Origin of the sequence: Roseococcus microcysteis, assembly GCF_014764365.1 — a bacterium.
Taxonomy (GTDB): Bacteria; Pseudomonadota; Alphaproteobacteria; order Acetobacterales; family Acetobacteraceae; genus Roseococcus; species Roseococcus microcysteis.
In genome coordinates this window covers 2,062,501-2,079,551 of record NZ_CP061718.1, presented here as the reverse complement: position 1 = coordinate 2,079,551, position 17,051 = coordinate 2,062,501, and the positions used below count along the sequence as shown (strand labels likewise).

Here is a 17,051-nt window from a genome sequence, read left to right as displayed (position 1 = left end):
CCGCGCGGCGGGGGCGTGCCTATGCTGCCTCCGCCGTCGCGCCGCCATCCGGGCCGCGCCGGATGGATGATGGGATGTCCCGTTCCCCGCAGATGAACCTGTTGCTGCTGGCGCTCGGCGCCATGTTCTTCCAGCAGACCTTCGCGGCCCTGGGGCGCAACCTGCCGCCGATCATCGCACCGGCCATCCTCGCGGACCTCCAGCTCGATCCCGCCTGGATCGGCGTCTATGTCGGGCTGACCGCGGCGGCGGCGCTCCTGGCGCAGCTCAGCTGCGGCAGCTTCATCGTGCGCTATGGGGCGCTGCGGGCCAGCCAGGCGGCGCTGGTCATGCTGGCGGTGGGGCTGGCGGCCGCCACGGTGGGGCCCATGGCCCTGTTCGCGCTCTCGGCCATCATCGGCGGGGGCGGTTCGGCCATCTCCACACCCGCCAGCTCGCACCTGTTGGGGCGGTATTCGCCGCCGCGCTACGCGCCGCTGGTGTTTTCGCTGAAGCAGACGGCGGTGCCGGCGGGGCTGCTGCTGGCCGGGCTGCTGGGGCCGGCGCTGGTCGGGCTCTGGGGCTGGCGGGCGGCGATGCTGGCGGCGGCGGCGTCCTGCCTCGCCTTCGCCTTCATGCTGCAGCCGATGCGGCGCGAATTCGACTCGGACCGCGTTCCCAGCCGCAGCTTCCACCTCTCGGACCTTGGCACCACGCTGAAGGTGGTGACGAAGCGGACGGAGCTGCGGAACCTCTCCTTCGCCTGCTTCGCCTTCAACGGGTTGCAGATGGTCTTCGTGGCCTATTTCGTGACCTACCTCGTCGTGCTCGGCCATGGGCTGGCGGTGGCCGGGATGGTGTTCTCCATCGCGACGCTGGTGGCGGTGCCGGGCCGTGTCTTCTGGGGCTGGTTCAGCAGCGCCTTCGCCGCGCCGCGGGTGGTGCTGGCCTGGCTATCCATCGGCATGGCGGCCAGCACGACAATGATCGGGCTGGCAGGGGGGCTGGCGGGCCTCATCCTGCTCGGGATGGCGGCTGTGGTGCTCAGCGCCACGGTCCTGTCCTGGCACGGGGTCCTGCTGGCCGAGGCCGCGCGCCTCGCCCCCGAGGGCATGCGCGGGGCGGCCACTGGCGGTGTGCTTTCCTTCGGGCAATTGGGCGCGCTGACCATGCCGCTGTTCTATGCGGCGGTGCTGAGCCTCTCGGGCAGCCACGCGCTGGGCTTCATCCTGTGCGGGCTGCCCTGCCTGGTCGTCGGCGTGGTCATGCTGCTGAAGGGCGGCGAACCCCCAGTGGCTTTGTGAGCGACTGATTCATCGCTCCGGCGATTCAGCCTCCGCGGATCAGGCGCTATAGCACCTGATACCGCGCGCGGGCCGCGCGCTCGATGGCGCCGGCCACCAGCCGGTCCAGCTCCAGCCCGATGCGCAAATGCTGCAGCATCTGCAACTCATCCTGCGTCGCATCGCCATCGGCGGCCGCCACGTCGCAGGCCAGCAGATAGGCGGTTTCGCGCAGGCGGGGCGGCAGGGCCTCGCGGATCAGGTCGAAGGCGCGGTCCAGCCCGTCGGCGCGCTGCAACAGGGGCAGGCAGGCCTCGGTGCTGCGCGCGACCTCGTCCGGGGCGAGTTCGGCGAAGGCCGGCAGGTCCTGGATGAGCCGCGTCATCTGCGCCAGTTCCTGGTCGTCCACCTGGCCGCCGGCCGCGGCCATGAGCAGCATGGAACAGATCAGCGCCTGCTGGGGGGAAAGCTGTTCGGGGATGTTCATGCCCTCACCCTTGCAACAGATCGCGGGTTTGCGCCACCGCTTCCGAGAGTGTCACGCGCCGGGCCACCACCCCTCCGGCAGGGCGGCCAGGATGCGCGAGGGGCAGGCGCGGTCCAGCAGCACGAAAACGCCGCGATCATCGGCGCGGCGGATCAGCCGGCCGAAGGCCTGGCGCAGCTTGTGGCGGGCATGGGCGTCGTCATGGCCCTGCGGGTCGCCCTCGCTCAGGTGCAGGCGGCGTTCGCGGTGCAGGATGGTGCGGCGCGGCCAGGGCACGCGGTCGAACACCAGCAGGCGCAGCGCGCGGCCGGGCACGTCCACCCCATCGCGCATGGCATCGGTGCCGAGCAGGCAGGCATCCTCCTCGGCGCGGAAGATGTCCACCAGGGTCGCGTTGTCCATCGCGTCCACATGCTGGGCGTAGAGCGGAATGCCGCGCGCCTCCAGCGCCGGGGCGATGCGTGCGGCCACCTCGCGCAGGCGGCGGATGGCGGTGAAGAGGCCGAGCGCGCCGCCGCCGGCCGCCGTGAACAGCTGCTGCATGGCGCCGGCGACAGGCCCGGCGTTGCGGCTGTCCACATCGGTGATGACGAAGGCGCGGGTGTTCGCCGCATAGTCGAAGGGCGAGGGCACGGCGGCGCGCAGCGCGGGCAGGGGCAGATGGACGGCGCCGCTGCGGGCTTCCGCCACGCGCCAGGCGGATTCGGGGTCGTCGCGCTTCGCGGCGTCGGTGAGGGTGGCGGATGTGATGAGCAGCCCATGCGCCGGCGCCGCCACCGCCTGGGCAAATGGGATGGAGGGGTCCAGCCAGTGTCGGTGCAGTCCCGCATCCACGTCGCGCCCATCGCGACGGTCGAGTTGCAGCCATTCGACCATGACGGGGCGCTGACCAGGCTCGCGCGCGGGCTCGGCGAGGCTGGCCAGCATGGCGCGCCAGGCGGCCAGCGGCATCAGGGCGCGGCGCTCGATGCCGCGCTGCGCGGTTTCGAGACGAATGCGCTCGCCCGCCTCGGTATCGGGGTCTTCCTCACCGGCCGCGAGGCGTTCCGCGAGGCGATCTCGCAGCGTGGTCAGTGGCTCCTCCAGCCGGGCCAGGGCGCGGGCCAGGGTGGCGCCGGCCTCGGCGAGGGCTTCGCCCACCGGGTGCAGGTCCACCTCCAGCGTGTAGCCTTCGTCGCGCTCGGCGCGGGCCAGGACCTGGGCGCGGACCTCACGCAGGAAGGTCTCGCTCACATTCTCGGTGGGGGTTTCGTCGGTCAGGCGGCCGAACCACCCGGCGGGGGGCAGGGCGCGGGCGGCCTGGAGCGTGGCCTCCAGCGGGGCCAGCAGGTCGGGGAGGTCGCCCGCCAATTCCTCGATGCGGCGCTGCAAGCCCTTGGCGCGGGAACGGCCGCCCTCGGCGCCCAGCAGCCAGCGGCGCAGCTCCGACGCCTCCATGCCCGAGAACTCGGCCGAGAAGGCGCCATCGGCCGCGTCGAAGAGGTGGTGGCCCTCGTCGAAGACATAGCGGGTGGGGCGGCTGTCCTCGCCGCCGCCCAGGGCCGCCTGCACCATGACCAGCGCGTGGTTGGCGACGACCAGACGCGCTTGCCGCGCGCGGCGGATGGAATGCTCCACGAAGCATTTGCGGTAATGGGCGCAGGCCGAGCGGATGCACTCGCCGCGCCGATCGGCCAGGTTGGCGAAGCTGCCGGGCGGAAACAGCTCGGCCAGCCAGCCGGGGAAGTCGCCGCCCTGTATGTCGCCATCGCGCGTGGCGCCGGCCCAGCGGGCCACCAGCGCAAGCGGCAGCGTGAGGCTGCGGATGTTCAGTTGCCCCAGTGCCTCGTCGAAGTTCAGCAGGCAGAGGTAGTTCTCCCGCCCCTTGCGGACGGCCACGCGCTGACGCCGTTCCTCGGGGTCCGGAAAGAGGCGCACCAGCTCCTGGTCGATCTGCCGCTGGAGGTTGCGGGTGTAGGTGCTGAGCCAGACGGGCGCCCCATTGCGCTCGGCCCAGAGGCTGGCGGGCGCGATATAGCCCAGCGTCTTGCCCGTGCCGGTGCCGGCCTCGGCGAGAACAATGTGGGGCGAGCCCTCCACCTCGCGCGGGGCGAAGGCGCCGGCGGCGGCCGAGGCGAAGTCACCTTGCTGCGGGCGCTGCTCGGCGCCGGGACCCAGCATCTCGGCCAGGCGGCGGCGGGCGTCGTTGGGTGGCACCGGGTGGCTGGAGGGCGGGGGTAGGGGGCCGTCTCCTCCCATTCCGTCAGGCGGCGCCAAGCCTTGAAGGCGTCGCGCGAGGGGCGCGGATCCGCCTGGCCCAGCGCGGCCAGCACGCCCGGCGCCCAGGACCAGCCTGCCTGGTCGAGCTGGGCGGCCATGCCGGCCGCGTCGCGGGCGGAGGGGTGGGGCGATTCGTCCGCGAGGTACCGCAACAGGCGGGCCGCGATGTCGGGCAGCAGGGCGGCGGCCGCCGCGTCATCGGCCGGTGGGGGAAGGTCCAGCGCCAGGGCCAGGCCGCGCGCGGTGGGCGGTGCGTTCTGCGCGGGGCGCGCGAAGGCGAAAAGCTCCAGCAGATCGAAGGCGTCGAGGAATCTGGGCAGTTCGAGCCTGCGCGCGGTGGCCGGCGCGTGGACGAGGATGGGCGGCGGCATCTCGGCCAGCGTCTCGGCGATGCGCGGGCCAGTCAGGACCATCAGCTCGCCATCCGGCGTCAGCAGCGTGGCGCGGCCATGCGCCGCGACCAGGGTGGGGGCATCGGGCAGCAGCAGGCGGGGGGTGGGGCGGGCCATGGGTCAGCCCGTTATGCGCCGCGGGGCGGGCGCCGCCAACGTGGCGGGTTTTGCGGGGGCGCGGGAGGTGCTATTTCCTGCGGCGGCGTCTCCGTAGCTCAGCCGGATAGAGCACCAGATTCCTAATCTGGGGGCCGTGGGTTCGAATCCCGCCGGGGACATGCCTTCCCCAACACGTCATGCCGACCAACGCCAAGCGGCGCCGATCTCAACTGATCAAAATGTCCGGTGAAGGAAGGGGAGTGGTGGAGCCAGGCGGAATCGAACCGCCGACCTCTTGAATGCCATTCAAGCGCTCTCCCAACTGAGCTATGGCCCCCCTTGGGTGGACGCGGCTATAGCCCCCTCGAAACGCCCCGCAAGCCCACCCCCGGCCTTTCCTGCATTGGGCCGTGCGGGTAGCTTGCGCCCCACCGAATGGAGGATGAGGCTCGATGCGCAAGGTCTACCCCGACGCGACGGCGGCACTGGCCGGCCTGTTGCGCGACGACATGGTGATCCATTCCGGCGGCTTCGGCCTCTGCGGCATCCCGGACATCCTGATCGACGCGGTGCGCGATTCGGGCGTGAAGGGCCTGACCGTCGTCTCCAACAATGCCGGCATTGATGATGTGGGCCTGGGCCGCCTGCTCCGCACCCGCCAGATCAAGAAGATGATCGCGAGCTATGTGGGCGAGAACGCCGAATTCGCCCGGCAATTCCTGGCCGGTGAGCTCGAGATCGAGTTCAACCCCCAGGGCACCCTGGCCGAGCGCATCCGCGCCGGCGGCGCCGGCATCCCCGCCTTCTACACCAAGACCGGCGTCGGCACCGCGGTGGCCGAGGGCAAGCCCACCGCCGAATTCGACGGCGAGACCTATGTGATGGAGCGCGGCATCATGGCCGACCTCGCCCTGGTCCATGCCTGGATGGGCGACCATGAGGGCAACCTCGTCTACCGCCGCACCGCGCGGAACTTCAACCCGATGATGGCCACCGCCGCCCGCATGACGGTGGCCCAGGTCGAGCACCTGGTGCATCCCGGCGAGATCGACCCCGATCACATCGTGACGCCCGGCATCTTCGTGAAGCGCCTGATCCAGGTGCCGCCCGGCTACGAGAAGCGCATCGAGAACCGCACCGTCCGCCCCCGCGAAGCGGCCTGAGGAAAGGAGACGACCATGCCCTGGACCCGTGACCAGATGGCCGCCCGCGCCGCGCGCGAGCTGGAGGACGGCTTCTACGTCAATCTCGGCATCGGCATCCCGACGCTGGTGGCCAACCACATCCCCTCCGGCATCTCCGTCCAGCTGCAAAGCGAGAACGGGATGCTGGGCATCGGCCCCTTCCCCGAGGAAGGCTCCGAAGACCCGGATGTGATCAACGCCGGCAAGCAGACGGTCTCGATGCTGCCCACCACCAGCATCTTCAGCAGCGCCGACAGCTTCGCCATGATCCGCGGCGGCCACATTGACCTGTCCATCCTGGGTGCCTTGCAGGTGGCCGCGAATGGCGACCTCGCCAACTGGATGATCCCGGGGAAGATGGTGAAGGGCATGGGCGGCGCCATGGACCTTGTCGCCGGGGTCAAGCGCGTGATCGTGCTGATGGAGCACACCGCCGGTGGCAAGCCCAAGCTGCTGAAGGAATGCGCCCTGCCGCTGACCGGCCAGCGCGTGGTGGACATGGTGGTGACGGACATGGCGGTGTTCTCCATCGCTCGCCGCGGCCCCACCGACCTGAGGCTGGTGGAGCTGGCCCCCGGCGTCAGCCTCGATGAGCTGCGCGCCGCCACCGAGGCCGAGTTCACCGTGGCGCTCGAACACGCCTGACCAGACAAGGCCCCTGGCGGTGATGCCAGGGGCCATGCGGCCTCAATACATGTGCTGTCCGCCATTGATGGACAGCGTGCTGCCCGTGATGAAGTCGGCATCATCGGCCGTCAGGAAGACCACGCCACGGGCGATGTCGTCGGCGGTGCCGAGCCGCCCGCGCGGGATGCGCGCCACGATCTTCTCCAGCACATCCGCCGGCACGGCGCGCACCATCTCCGTGTCCACATAGCCGGGTGCGATGGCGTTCACGGTGACCTGCGCGCGGGCGCCTTCCTGCGCCAGCGCCTTGGTGAAGCCATGGATGCCGGATTTCGCGGCGGCGTAGTTCACTTGGCCCAGCTGCCCCGCCTGGCCGTTGATGGAGCCGATGTTGACGATGCGCCCGAACTTGCGCCCCGTCATGCCGTCCCACACCGCCTTGCACATGTTGAAGCAGGAGCCGAGGTTGGTATCTATCACCGCGTCCCACATCTCGCGCGTCTGCTTGCGCAGCATGGCGTCGCGCGTGATGCCGGCATTGTTCACCAGAATCTCGACGGGGCCGTGCTCGGCCTCGATGCGCTTCACCGCCTCCACGCAGGCGTCGAAGTCGCTCACGTCGAACTTGACCACGGGAATGCCCGTCTCGGCGGAGAAGGCCTGCGCCGCCTCGTCATTCCCGCCATAGGTCGCCACCACCTTTCGCCCGGCGGCCATGAGCCCCTTGCTGATCGCGGCGCCGATGCCGCGCGTGCCCCCCGTTACCACCGCCAGACGTGCCATGCTTCTTGTCCTTCCTGCCCTGTCGTGCCCTGCCCGCCGCTTCCCTTGCAGGGCCGCAGCCGGGCAGGCCGCCAGATGCTAGACGATCAAGGGCTGGCAGGACCACGATTTCCGCCGCCGGGCGGCGACCGGCGCGGCTATTTGCGTCGCAACAGGAACAGCGCCTGCTGCCCGAACATGTTGGCCAGGCGCACCGAACGCCGCCAGGGCGCCTTCAACCCGCGCTCATCCACCGCCAGCCAGCGTTCGATGACATGGCCATCCATCTCGGCCAGCGCGACGAAGTCCAGGATGGTGCAGGGGTGGATGTTGGGCGTCTCGTACCAGGGGCGGCTCCAGGTCTCGGTGTCCGGCATGCGGCCGCCGAGCAGCAGCTTCAGCCGCACCTCCCAATGGCCAAAATTCGGGAAGCTCACGATCGCGTGGCGGCCGATGCGCAGCATCTGGTTCAGCACCTCGCGCGGGCGTTCCACGGCCTGGAGCGTGCGGCTCAGCACCACGTAGTCGAAGGCGTCATCCGGGTAGAAGGCCAGGTCCGTATCGGCGTCGCCATGGATGACGGCCAGCCCATTGGCCACCGCCTCGGTGGCCTCCTTCATGTCGATCTCCATGCCGCGCGCATCCACCGACTTCTCGGTGACGAGATGCGCCATCAGCGTGCCGTCGCCGCAGCCGATGTCGAGCACCCGCGCGCGCTCCGGGATCATCTCCGCGATGAGTCGCAGGTCGAGGCGCATGTTCTTCGCGACATACTGGACGGGGGCGGGCGGCCGCATCATGCGCCCTCCTGCCAGAGGTCGGCCTCGGTGAAGCCCAGGGCGGCGAATTCGGGGGCGCGCAGATCGGCCTCGCCCCGGCTGTAGAATTCATCGAGCTGCGGGGGCCGCACCGAGGTGCCCGACAGCATCGCATGGGCCTGGCCGCGATGATGCACCTGGTGCTGAAAGATGTGCAGCAGCAAGCGGTCCGCGCGCTCCGTCTGCACGCGCTGGCCGCGATGCACATGGATGATGCGGCCCATGTCGTCATCCGTCAGCGCGTCGCACCAGGCCATCAGCCGCCGGTCCACCGCGGCCTGGGCGGCGTGCAGTTCCGCCAGCGTGCGGCAGGGCTCGGGGTCCGCCCAGGCGGCGGGGCCCAGCGTGCCGCCCTCCAGCGCGTCCACATAGAACAGGTCAATCACCAGGATGTGGTTGAGCGTGGCGCGGAGCGAGGGGAAGAACCCCGTGCGCGACGCCTCGAACTCGGCCTGGGACAGGGCGGCGCAGGCCGTCAGCAGGCGGTGGTTCGCCCAGGCATTGTTGCGCGCCTGGGCGCGCATCAGCAGCGCCGCGCTCACAGCCCCAGATCCCGCGCGGCACCCGCGACGAAGCCGCCCAGCGCCCGGTGGAAATCGGGTTCGTCCAGCAGGAAGGCGTCGTGGCCCTTGTCGGTCGTGATCTCGATGAAGCTGACGCGTGCCGCGGCGGCGTTCAGCGCCCGCACCAGCGCCCGGCTTTCCGAGGTGGGAAACAGCCAGTCGGAGGAGAAGGAGGCCACCAGGAAGCGCGTCGGCGTGCCGCTGAAGGCCTTGGCCAGCCCGCCATGCTCCGTCGCCAGGTCGAAATAATCCATGGCGCGGGTGATGGTGAGGTAGCTGTTGGCGTCGAAGCGCCGAACGAAGGTGCTGCCCTGGTGGCGCAGATAGCTCTGCACCTGGAACACATCCTCCAGGAAGGTCAGCGCCGAGCCGCCCTGGAGTTCGCGCCCGAACTTCCGGGTCAGCGCCGCCTCGCTCAGATAGGTGATGTGGGCGACCATGCGCGCGACGGACAGGCCGCGCTCGGGGATGCGCCCCGTCTCCCAGTAGCGCCCGCCCATCCAGTCGGGGTCGGACTGGATGGCGGCGCGGCCGACCTCATGGAAGGCGATGTTCTGCGCGGAGTGGTGCGTGGCGCAGGCGATGGGGGCGGCGGCGAAGACGCTCTGCGGGAAGGTGGCGGCCCATTCCAGCACCTGCATCCCGCCCATGGAGCCGCCGATCACGGCCAGCAGCCGGTCAATGCCCAGATGGTCCACCAGCATCTTCTGGGCGCGGACCATGTCGCGGATGGTGATGGAGGGGAAATCCGTGCCCCAGGGCCGGCCAAGGCCGTTGCCGTCCGCGTCGGTCATCTCCTCGCGCGGGCCGCTCGACCCCATGCAGCCGCCCAGGACATTGGCGCAAATGACGAAGAAGCGGTCCGTGTCCACCGGCAGGCCCGGACCCACCAGGTTGGCCCACCAGCCGGGCTTGCCCGTGCTGGGGTGGCGTTCGGCCACGTATTGGTCGCCGGTCAGGGCATGGCAGATCAGGATGGCGTTGCTGCGGTCCGCGTTCAGCGTGCCATAGCTGCGCCAGGCCACGTGCAGCGGGCGGATCAACTGCCCGGAGTCCAGCCGCAGCCCGTCCCGCAGCACGGTGCGCTGGTGCTCGATGGGCGGCGGGGCGGCGGTCTGGTTCATTCACGCACAGAGATAGGGCCTGCCCCGCGACCGGGCAACTTGGCGCCGCGCGCCCCCCCGCTATGCGTGCAAGAGACATGTCCGACGCGCCCCCCCTGAGACCGCCCCGCCCGAGACCGCGCCCTCCGAGGCCGCGCTGGCCGCCCTGCGCGCCGAGATTGACGCCGCCGATGATGCCCTGCACGCCCTGCTGATGCGCCGGGCCGAGGTGGTGCAGCGCCTGGCCCGCAGCGCCGCCAAGCCGCAGGGCACCGTGCTGCGCCCGGGGCGCGAGGCCCGTATCCTCCGCCGCCTGCTGGCCGGCCACCGCGGCGCCATGCCGCGCGCCACGCTGGTGCAGGTCTGGCGGGAGATCTTCGCCGGCTCCATCGCGCAGCAGGCCAGCTTCTCGGTGTCCCTGCCGGCGGACCCGGCGCTGGCCCGGCTGGCCGCCTCGCATTTCGGCGCGGCCACGCCGCTGCGCCAGCACCCCTCGGCCGGCGCCGCCCTCTCCGCGCTCGGCCAGCGCGAGGCCGCGGTGGCCGTGCTGCCCTGGCCGCGCGAGAGCGACAACGAGGCCGAAAGCTGGTGGATGCGCCTCGACGCCCAGCACCTCTCCATCATCGCGCGCCTGCCCTTCCTGAGCGAGCGTGAGCCGCCGCTGGAAGCCGCGGTCGTCGCCCTCTACCCGGCCGACCCCTCGGGCGAGGACGCAAGGCTGGTGCGGGTGGAACTGCCCGGCACGCCGGACCGCGCCTCGGTGGCCGCCATGTTCCCCGGCGGCCGGGTCGTGGTGCTGCGCCGCGAGGGCACCCACACCCTGGCCCTGATCGAGACCGACGGCCCCGTGCCGGCCGATGCGGCCGTGCTCGGCCGCTACGCCATCCCCGAACGAGGAGCGCCCTCCGCGTGAACGCCCTGCTCCCCCGCCCCTCCATCCTGACGATCGAGCCCTATGTGGGCGGCGAGTCGAAGCTGCCGGGCGTGAACCGGATCATCAAGCTGTCCTCCAACGAGGGCGCCTTCGGTCCGCCCCCTCCGCGCAGGAGGCCATCATCGCCGCGGCGCGCGAGGCGCACCGCTACCCCGATGGCGGGGCGACCAGGCTGCGCGAGGCCATCGGCGCGCGCTTCGGCCTGGACCCCGCGCGGATCGTCTGCGGCAACGGTTCGGACGAGCTGATCGCCTATCTCATCCTCGCCTATGGCGGGGAGGGGACGGAGCTGGTCATGCCCGCCCATGGCTTCGTCATGTATGACCTGACCGGCCGCTACGCCGGCTGCCGCGTCATCAAGGTGCCCGAACGCAACCTGATGGCCGATGTGGACGCGATGCTGGCGGCGGTCGGCCCGCGCACCAAGCTGGTCTGCCTCGTGAACCCCAACAACCCAACGGGCGCGCTGCTGCCGCGTTCGGAGGTGCAGCGCCTGCGCGCCGGGCTGCGCGACGACATCCTGCTGATCCTGGACGCGGCCTATGCCGAATACGTGACCGACCCGGATTACGACCCCGGCAACGCCCTGGTGGATGCCTCCGGCAACACGGTCATGACGCGCACCTTCAGCAAGATCTATGGTCTCGGCGGGCTGCGGCTGGGCTGGGCCTACATGCCGCCGCAGGTGGCCGATGTGCTGGCGCGTATCCGCGGGCCCTTCAACGTGAACTCGGCCGCCATGGCGGCGGGCATCGCGGCGGTGTCCGAACCCGGCTGGATCGAGCGCAGTGTCGCCCACAATGAGGAATGGCGGGGGAAGCTGTCCGAGGGCCTGCGCGCGCTCGGCATCAAGGTCTGGCCCAGCGCCTGCAACTTCATCCTGGCCGATTTCGGTGATGCGGAGCGTGCCAAGGCCGCCGATGCCTCCCTGCGCGCGCGCGGCATCATCGTCCGCGCGGTCGGCGGCTATGCCCTGCCCAGCTGCCTGCGCATCACCATCGGCACGGCCGAGGAATGCACCCTGGTGCAGGAGGGCCTCGCCGCCTTTGTCCAGAATGGCGGTTGAACCCCTCTTCCAGCGTCTCTGTCTGATCGGTGCGGGGCTGATTGGCGGCTCCATCGCCCGCCGCAACCAGGAGACCCGCGCGCTGGCGGGCGAGGTGGTGGTCACCGCCCGCAGCGCGGCCACGCGCGCGCGGGTGCGGGAACTGGGCTTCGCCGACCGCGTGGTGGACAGCGCGGCCGAGGCGGTCCAGGGCGCCGATGCCGTCATCCTCTGCGTGCCGGTGGGCGCCTATGCCTCGGTCATGCGCGAGATCGCGCCGCATCTGGCGCCGGGCACCATCCTCTCCGATGTGGGGTCCACCAAGGGCTCGGTCGTCCGAGACCTGACGCCGCTGCTGCCGCCCGGCGTGCATCTCGTGCCGGCGCACCCCATGGCAGGCACGGAGTATTCCGGCCCCGATGCCGGTTTCGCCACGCTGTTCGACGGGCGCTACTGCATTGTCACGCCCACCGAGGCCACGGATCCGGACGCGCTGGAGAAGGTGCGGGAGTTCTGGCGCCGCTGCGGCTCCACCGTGGAAGCCATGGACCCGGTGACGCATGACAAGGTGGTGGCGATCGTCTCGCATCTGCCGCACCTCATCGCCTTCACCATCTGCGGCACGGCCGATGACCTGTCCGAGGAAACGCGCGAAAGCGTGCTGAAATTCGCGGCCTCGGGCTTCCGGGACTTCACCCGCATCGCGGCCAGTGACGTGGCCATGTGGCGCGACGTCTTCCTCAACAACCGCGAGGCCGTGCTGGAAATGCTGGCGCGCTTCACGGAAGATGCCCAGGCTTTCGGCCGGGCCATCCGCTGGGGGCAGGAGGAGTTCATCGTGGACCGCATCCAGCGTGGGCGGAAAATCCGCAGCGGGCTGATCGAGCGCAAGCAGGCCTGAGCTGCAAAGGCTGCTCATCCTCGACATCGAGACCCTGCCCGACCTCACCGCCGGGCGGGCGCTGCTGAACCTGCCCGAGGCGCCCGACGCCGAGATCCGCGCCGCTCTCGGCGCCCACTATGCCCGGGCGGGCGAGGCAGCGGAGGCGGCCTTCCTCAAGGCCCCTCTGCACCGGCTCTGTTGCCTGGGCCTGCTGGGCGCGGAGCGCACGGACCCCGACGAGCCCTGGCGCGTGCGCTATGTCCGCGCCGCCACCCTGGCCGACCATGACGAGGCCGATTTGCTGGCCCGCTTCGACCGCGCCCTGCAGGGCGGCCCATTGCTGGTGGGTTTCAACACCTCGGGCTTCGACATTCCCGTGCTGCGCTATCGCGCCATGGCGCTGGGTGTGCCGCTGCCGCACCTGCATGGGGCGGCGGGCGCCGACTACCTGCACCGCTTCGGCCGGATGCACCTCGATTTGATGGACCGGCTTTCGGGGTTCCGCGCCTCGCCGGCGCCCAGCCTCGCGGAATGCTGCGCCCTGCTGGGCCTGCCGCTGAAGGCCGAGATGGATGGGGAGCGGGTGGAGGGCCTCTGGGCGGCCGGCGACCATGCCCGCATCGCCACCTATTGCCGCGCCGATGTGGCCGCGACCTGGCTGGTGCTGCTGCGCTGGTGGGTGGCGACGGGCAGCCTGCCACCCGATCATGCACGCGATGCCTTCCGTGCCTTCGCGGATTCGATCGAGGCAGGGGAGTTCGGCGAAGGGCTGTCGCGGCACGCCGAGGTGGCGCGTACGCTGGGCTGAGCCGCTTCTTTCGCGGCCCCGCCGACCGGCGGAGGGGGCCTATGCTGCGGCACCGCCACGGAGCCCCCATGACCGCACGCCGCATCAAGCTCTCCGCCGAGGACCAGTCGCGCCTCGACGAATTGCGACAAGAGCGCCCCGCCCACCTGACCCACCCGTCGCGGCGGCGTGCCAGCCGCGCCCAGCGAATCGCCGACGCGGTGACGGCCCTCATCGGCTCCTGGCGTTTCATCATCATCCAGAGCGTGCTGCTCGCGCTCTGGATCGCGGGAAATGTGATCGCCTATGCGAATGCCTGGGACCCCTACCCCTTCATCCTGCTGAACCTGTTGCTCTCCTTCCAGGCGGCCTACACCGCGCCCATCATCATGATGAGCCAGAACCGCCAGGCCGAACTGGACCGCCGGCACGCCGAGCACGACTACCGCGTGAACGTGAAGGCGGAGCTGGAGATCGAGGCGCTGCACGCCAAGCTTGACGCGCTGCGCGAACAGGAAATCCTGCGGCTGCTGCAACTCGTGGAGCGCCTGTCCGGGGCGGGCGCGGCGGAGGCGCCGCGCTGAATCCAGGCGCTTACACCACCAGCAGGCCCGGCCCGCGCAGCTCCCGGATCAGCTTGCGGCGGATGGCCTCCACGAAATCGGCGTAGTCGGCGCAGGACATGGCGAAGGCGCCGGGGCCGCCGATGACCTCCGTTTCGTAGTGCTCCAGCAGGTCCGGCTCCTCGTTCACCACGGCCAGGCCGTTGATGGTGACGCCGGCCGCCACGCCCAGGTCACGCACCGGGCCCGGGGGGCGGCCGCGATTGCTTCGCCCATCGCCCGAGACGTCCATCACCGACCGCGTGGCCGGCGCCGGGCAGCGGGCGAGCAGGGCAAGGCCCGCCACCATCCCATCCCCCAGCGCCGTGGCGCCGGGGCGGGGCAGGCGAGGGGCTTCCTCCAGCAAAGTGGCGAAGCCTTCGGCGCTGGCCGCGTCCTCGATGCGGGTCCAGGGCGTGGCGGGCTCGGCGGTGTCGGACCAGAAGACGGTCGAAAGCGCCGCCGCGCCGCGCGGCCCGCCCGTGGCGGCGGCCAGCACGGATGGCTCGCGAAAGGCGGCGGAGAGCCCGCCGATCATCAGCGCGAATTCCTGGAAGTCCACGCTGGCGGAAACATCCACCGCCAGCACCAGCGCCACATCCACCGGCTCCATGCCCAAGCCTCCCTTTCAGGCGGCGAGGGGTCAGGCCGGGGTGAAGACCTCCAGCGCATCGCCCACCGCGACGCGGCCCCCTTCCAGCACCTCGGCCTGCACGCCCAGGTCGGCATGGCCGAAATTCTCGCGCAGCACGCGCGGGGGCGCGCGTCACGCTCGGCCGTGTCGGGGTTCACCTCGGTGGCGGGGCAGCGGACGATGCGCTTCCAGACGCGCAGCCTGGCCGTGCCGAGCTGGATCTCCTGGCCCATCAGGTCGAAATCCGCCCATTCGGCCCCGCCCGAGACATAGATGTTGGCGCGGAAGCGCAGGGGATCAAGCCGCATCCCATGGGCGCGCTCCAGCGCCGCCAGGCTGGCCAGGGAGATGATGGAGACGGATTTCTGCGGGATGTCGGTGAAGTTGTAGCCGGGCGCCTCCGCCAGACGCAGCCGGCCGCGCGCCTCCTCGCCCAGGTAATCGGTGATGAAGTCCTCAAGCCGGGTGCGGTCCGCGGGCTTCTTCAGGTCCAGCATCAGCGGCGCGCCCTCGGGCGGGCGGATGACCAGCTGGGAGGTCTTGGGATCATAGGCCGTGTGCAGCTTGGCGATGCGGGCATTGGCGGCCAGGCAGGCGAAATTCGTCTTCCGCATCCAGACGGGGGCGGCCGTGTCGAAGGGGGAATCCCCCTGGGCCAGGGCATAGACCCGGTCATGCGGCAGGCATTGACCGGGGGTGAGGGCGACCTCCTCCAGCGCCTCGGCCGAGAATCCCTTTACGGGGTAGCGGTAGATGTGTTCGACGCGCATGGCTTCCTCACCGATTCCTCTTGAAGTCACCGTGGCAGAGTTACCACACTCCCCTTGACCGCGTCGCCCAATCGGGGGCGCGGACATGCAGTCGCCTCATGGAGGGACAGGAATGGACATCGAGAAGTTTACCGAGCGCGCCCGCGGGTTTCTCCAGGCCGCGCAGACCATCGCGATCCGCGAATACCATCAGCGCCTGACGCCGGAGCATCTGCTCAAGGCGCTGCTCGACGACGAGCACGGCGCGGCGGCCGGGCTGATCGGCGCCGCCGGCGGCGATGCGGCCGCGGTGCGGGCGGCGGTGGAGGCGGCGCTGAAGAAGCTTCCCTCCGTACAGGGTGGAGGCGCCGGCCAGCCCAATGCCGCGCCGGAACTGGTGCGCGCGCTGGATGCCGCCCAGCAATCGGCCACCAAGGCCGGCGACGCCTATGTGGCGCAGGACCGGATGTTGCTGGGCCTGGCGCTGACGTCCGGGCCGGCGGCCGACGCGCTGAAGGCCGGCCATGTCACGGCGCCCGCGCTGGAAGAGGCCATCCAGCGCCTCCGCAAGGGACGTCGCGTGGACGCGCCCAATGCCGAGGAAAGCTTTGACGCGCTGAAGAAGTATGCGCGCGACATCACCGAGGCGGCGCGCAACGGCAAGCTCGACCCCGTCATCGGCCGCGACGAGGAAATCCGCCGCACCATCCAGGTGCTGGCCCGGCGCACCAAGAACAACCCCGTGTTGATCGGTGAGCCCGGCGTGGGCAAGACCGCGATCGTGGAGGGGCTGGCGCTGCGGGTCGCCAAGGGCGACGTGCCGGAGGCCTTGAAGGACAAGCGCGTGATGTCGCTGGACCTCGGCGCCATGGTGGCCGGGGCCAAGTATCGCGGGGAGTTCGAGGAACGCCTGAAGGGCGTGCTGAAGGAGGTGGAGGCCGCCGAAGGCAAGATCATCCTCTTCATTGACGAGCTGCACACCCTGGTGGGCGCGGGCAAGGCGGATGGGGCGATGGATGCCTCCAACCTGCTGAAGCCGGCCTTGGCGCGGGGTGAGCTGCACTGCATCGGCGCCACCACCCTGGCCGAATACCGCAAGCACATCGAGAAGGACGCGGCGTTGGCCCGGCGCTTTCAGCCGGTCTTCGTGGGCGAGCCGTCGGTGGAGGACACGATCAGCATCCTCCGCGGCATCCGCGAGAAATATGAGCTGCACCACGGGGTTCGCATCGCGGACGCCGCGCTGGTGGCGGCGGCGACCCTGTCCAACCGTTACATCACGGACCGCTTCCTGCCCGACAAGGCAATTGACCTCGTGGACGAGGCAGCGTCGCGCCTGCGGATGATGGTGGACAGCAAGCCGGAAGAGCTGGACGAGCTGGACCGCCGCCTCCTGCAATTGAAGATTGAGCGGGAGGCGCTGAAGCGGGAGGAGGACGAGGCCTCACGTGATCGCCTGGCGAAGCTCGAACGGGAATTGGCCGAGCTGGAGGAGCGTTCCAGCGCGATGACCGCCGCCTGGGAGGCCGAAAAGGGCCAGGTGGTCGAGACCCAGAAGCTCAAGGAGCAACTGGACGCCGCCCGAACGGAGCAGGAACTGGCCGAGCGCCGCGGCGACCTGAACAAGGCGGCGGAGCTGCGCTACGGCACCATCCCGCAGCTGGAGAAGAAGCTGGCCGATGCCGGCGAGGGCGGGGCCAGGCTGGTGAACGAGGCGGTGACCGAGGAGGGCATCGCCGGCGTCGTCAGCCGATGGACCGGCATTCCCGTCGAAAAGATGCTGGAGGGGGAGCGTGCCAAGCTGCTCCGGATGGAAGACGCGTTGCGCAAGCGCGTGGTCGGCCAGGAGGAGGCGCTGGAG

The 17,051-nt window shown here is 70.6% G+C and carries 15 protein-coding genes, 2 tRNA genes and 2 pseudogenes (1 of these 19 running past the window's edge); 10 read left to right on the top strand and 9 right to left on the bottom strand.

The window, feature by feature from the left end; all coding sequences use genetic code 11:
* The first annotated feature begins 74 nt into the window (after positions 1–74).
* A complete protein-coding gene (locus ICW72_RS10035; RefSeq protein ID WP_191086036.1) occupies positions 75–1,283 on the top strand; it encodes an MFS transporter in 1,209 nt (402 codons plus the stop codon).
* A 46-nt stretch (positions 1,284–1,329) separates the two neighbouring features.
* Here the strand turns inward: ICW72_RS10035 and ICW72_RS10030 are convergent, their stop codons facing one another.
* Together ICW72_RS10030 and ICW72_RS10025 are read right to left on the bottom strand one after the other, a co-directional pair.
* Positions 1,330–1,749: a tellurite resistance TerB family protein gene (locus ICW72_RS10030; protein ID WP_191086035.1), complete on the bottom strand. Its 420-nt coding sequence runs from the start codon at positions 1,747–1,749 to the stop codon at positions 1,330–1,332.
* Between the two features lie 4 nt (positions 1,750–1,753).
* Positions 1,754–4,517 (bottom strand): annotated as a pseudogene (locus tag ICW72_RS10025) (ATP-dependent DNA helicase).
* Positions 4,518–4,604: 87 nt separating this feature from the next.
* Between ICW72_RS10025 and ICW72_RS10020 the strand changes: the two are divergent.
* Positions 4,605–4,678, top strand: a tRNA-Arg gene (locus ICW72_RS10020).
* 82 nt (positions 4,679–4,760) lie between these two features.
* Here the strand turns inward: ICW72_RS10020 and ICW72_RS10015 are convergent.
* Positions 4,761–4,836 (bottom strand) — tRNA-Ala (locus ICW72_RS10015).
* 115 nt (positions 4,837–4,951) lie between these two features.
* On the opposite strand from ICW72_RS10015, the gene ICW72_RS10010 reads away from it, so the two are divergent.
* The gene (locus ICW72_RS10010; RefSeq protein ID WP_191086034.1) at positions 4,952–5,662 is read left to right on the top strand and encodes a CoA transferase subunit A; all 711 of its coding nucleotides are present in this window, start codon (positions 4,952–4,954) and stop codon (positions 5,660–5,662) included.
* A 15-nt stretch (positions 5,663–5,677) separates the two neighbouring features.
* Positions 5,678–6,328, top strand: coding sequence for a CoA transferase subunit B (locus ICW72_RS10005; protein WP_191086033.1), 651 nt, complete (start codon positions 5,678–5,680; stop codon positions 6,326–6,328).
* A gap of 42 nt (positions 6,329–6,370) precedes the next feature.
* On the opposite strand, the gene phbB is transcribed toward ICW72_RS10005, so the two are convergent.
* The 4 genes from phbB to metX form a co-directional block, all read right to left on the bottom strand.
* The gene (gene phbB, locus ICW72_RS10000) at positions 6,371–7,093 is read right to left on the bottom strand and encodes an acetoacetyl-CoA reductase (protein ID WP_191086032.1); all 723 of its coding nucleotides are present in this window, start codon (positions 7,091–7,093) and stop codon (positions 6,371–6,373) included.
* 137 nt (positions 7,094–7,230) lie between these two features.
* Positions 7,231–7,830, bottom strand: a complete 600-nt coding sequence (gene metW / locus ICW72_RS09995; RefSeq protein ID WP_191086216.1) for a methionine biosynthesis protein MetW — start codon at positions 7,828–7,830, stop codon at positions 7,231–7,233.
* Positions 7,831–7,868: 38 nt separating this feature from the next.
* Positions 7,869–8,432 carry a DinB family protein gene (locus ICW72_RS09990; RefSeq protein ID WP_223880953.1) on the bottom strand — a complete coding sequence of 188 codons (564 nt, stop codon included), beginning with the start codon at positions 8,430–8,432 and terminating at the stop codon, positions 7,869–7,871.
* Complete coding sequence (metX, locus tag ICW72_RS09985; protein WP_191086031.1) at positions 8,429–9,577, bottom strand: homoserine O-acetyltransferase MetX; 1,149 nt, start codon at positions 9,575–9,577, stop codon at positions 8,429–8,431. The genes ICW72_RS09990 and metX overlap by 4 nt, the downstream gene beginning before the upstream one ends.
* Positions 9,578–9,596: 19 nt before the next feature.
* Here metX and ICW72_RS09980 point away from each other — a divergent pair, with 19 nt between their 5' ends.
* The 5 genes and pseudogenes from ICW72_RS09980 to ICW72_RS09960 all read left to right on the top strand — a co-directional run bounded on the left by ICW72_RS09980 (position 9,597) and on the right by ICW72_RS09960 (position 13,789).
* A complete protein-coding gene (locus ICW72_RS09980; protein ID WP_332308996.1) occupies positions 9,597–10,469 on the top strand; it encodes a chorismate mutase in 873 nt (290 codons plus the stop codon).
* A pseudogene (gene hisC / locus ICW72_RS09975) lies at positions 10,466–11,556 on the top strand (histidinol-phosphate transaminase). The gene ICW72_RS09980 and the pseudogene hisC overlap by 4 nt, the downstream one beginning before the upstream one ends.
* Positions 11,546–12,436, top strand: coding sequence for a prephenate/arogenate dehydrogenase family protein (locus ICW72_RS09970; RefSeq protein WP_191086030.1), 891 nt, complete (start codon positions 11,546–11,548; stop codon positions 12,434–12,436). Before hisC ends, ICW72_RS09970 begins: the two are co-directional and overlap by 11 nt.
* Before the next feature lies 1 nt (position 12,437).
* Entirely contained in the window at positions 12,438–13,226 is a 789-nt protein-coding gene (locus ICW72_RS09965) for a 3'-5' exonuclease (RefSeq protein ID WP_191086213.1), read from the top strand.
* 68 nt (positions 13,227–13,294) lie between these two features.
* The gene (locus ICW72_RS09960; RefSeq protein ID WP_191086029.1) at positions 13,295–13,789 is read left to right on the top strand and encodes a DUF1003 domain-containing protein; all 495 of its coding nucleotides are present in this window, start codon (positions 13,295–13,297) and stop codon (positions 13,787–13,789) included.
* 10 nt (positions 13,790–13,799) lie between these two features.
* On the opposite strand, the gene ICW72_RS09955 is transcribed toward ICW72_RS09960, so the two are convergent.
* Both ICW72_RS09955 and ICW72_RS09950 read right to left on the bottom strand, forming a co-directional pair.
* On the bottom strand, positions 13,800–14,420 hold the full coding sequence (locus ICW72_RS09955; protein ID WP_191086028.1) for a DUF1194 domain-containing protein: 621 nt from the start codon (positions 14,418–14,420) through the stop codon (positions 13,800–13,802).
* The gene (locus ICW72_RS09950; protein WP_223880952.1) at positions 14,345–15,211 is read right to left on the bottom strand and encodes an MOSC domain-containing protein; all 867 of its coding nucleotides are present in this window, start codon (positions 15,209–15,211) and stop codon (positions 14,345–14,347) included. Before ICW72_RS09950 ends, ICW72_RS09955 begins: the two co-directional genes overlap by 76 nt.
* Before the next feature lie 112 nt (positions 15,212–15,323).
* Here ICW72_RS09950 and clpB point away from each other — a divergent pair, with 112 nt between their 5' ends.
* On the top strand, positions 15,324–17,051 hold the 5' portion of the coding sequence (gene clpB / locus ICW72_RS09945; RefSeq protein WP_191086027.1) for an ATP-dependent chaperone ClpB. It continues 858 nt past the right edge of the window; the window shows 1,728 of its 2,586 coding nt (coding positions 1–1,728); the start codon lies at positions 15,324–15,326; the stop codon falls past the right edge of the window.

Excerpts from the sequence above, each read along its gene's own strand:
- ICW72_RS09950 (WP_223880952.1), bottom strand. The coding sequence starts at position 15,211 with ATGCGCGTCGAACACATCTACCGCTACCCCGTAAAGGGATTCTCGGCC.
- ICW72_RS09960 (WP_191086029.1), top strand. The coding sequence starts at position 13,295 with ATGACCGCACGCCGCATCAAGCTCTCCGCCGAGGACCAGTCGCGCCTC.
- phbB (WP_191086032.1), bottom strand. The coding sequence starts at position 7,093 with ATGGCACGTCTGGCGGTGGTAACGGGGGGCACGCGCGGCATCGGCGCC.
- metX (WP_191086031.1), bottom strand. The coding sequence starts at position 9,577 with ATGAACCAGACCGCCGCCCCGCCGCCCATCGAGCACCAGCGCACCGTG.
- ICW72_RS10035 (WP_191086036.1), top strand. The coding sequence starts at position 75 with ATGTCCCGTTCCCCGCAGATGAACCTGTTGCTGCTGGCGCTCGGCGCC.
- ICW72_RS09955 (WP_191086028.1), bottom strand. The coding sequence starts at position 14,420 with ATGGAGCCGGTGGATGTGGCGCTGGTGCTGGCGGTGGATGTTTCCGCC.
- ICW72_RS09970 (WP_191086030.1), top strand. The coding sequence starts at position 11,546 with ATGGCGGTTGAACCCCTCTTCCAGCGTCTCTGTCTGATCGGTGCGGGG.
- ICW72_RS10030 (WP_191086035.1), bottom strand. The coding sequence starts at position 1,749 with ATGAACATCCCCGAACAGCTTTCCCCCCAGCAGGCGCTGATCTGTTCC.
- ICW72_RS10005 (WP_191086033.1), top strand. The coding sequence starts at position 5,678 with ATGCCCTGGACCCGTGACCAGATGGCCGCCCGCGCCGCGCGCGAGCTG.
- ICW72_RS10010 (WP_191086034.1), top strand. The coding sequence starts at position 4,952 with ATGCGCAAGGTCTACCCCGACGCGACGGCGGCACTGGCCGGCCTGTTG.
- metW (WP_191086216.1), bottom strand. The coding sequence starts at position 7,830 with ATGCGCCTCGACCTGCGACTCATCGCGGAGATGATCCCGGAGCGCGCG.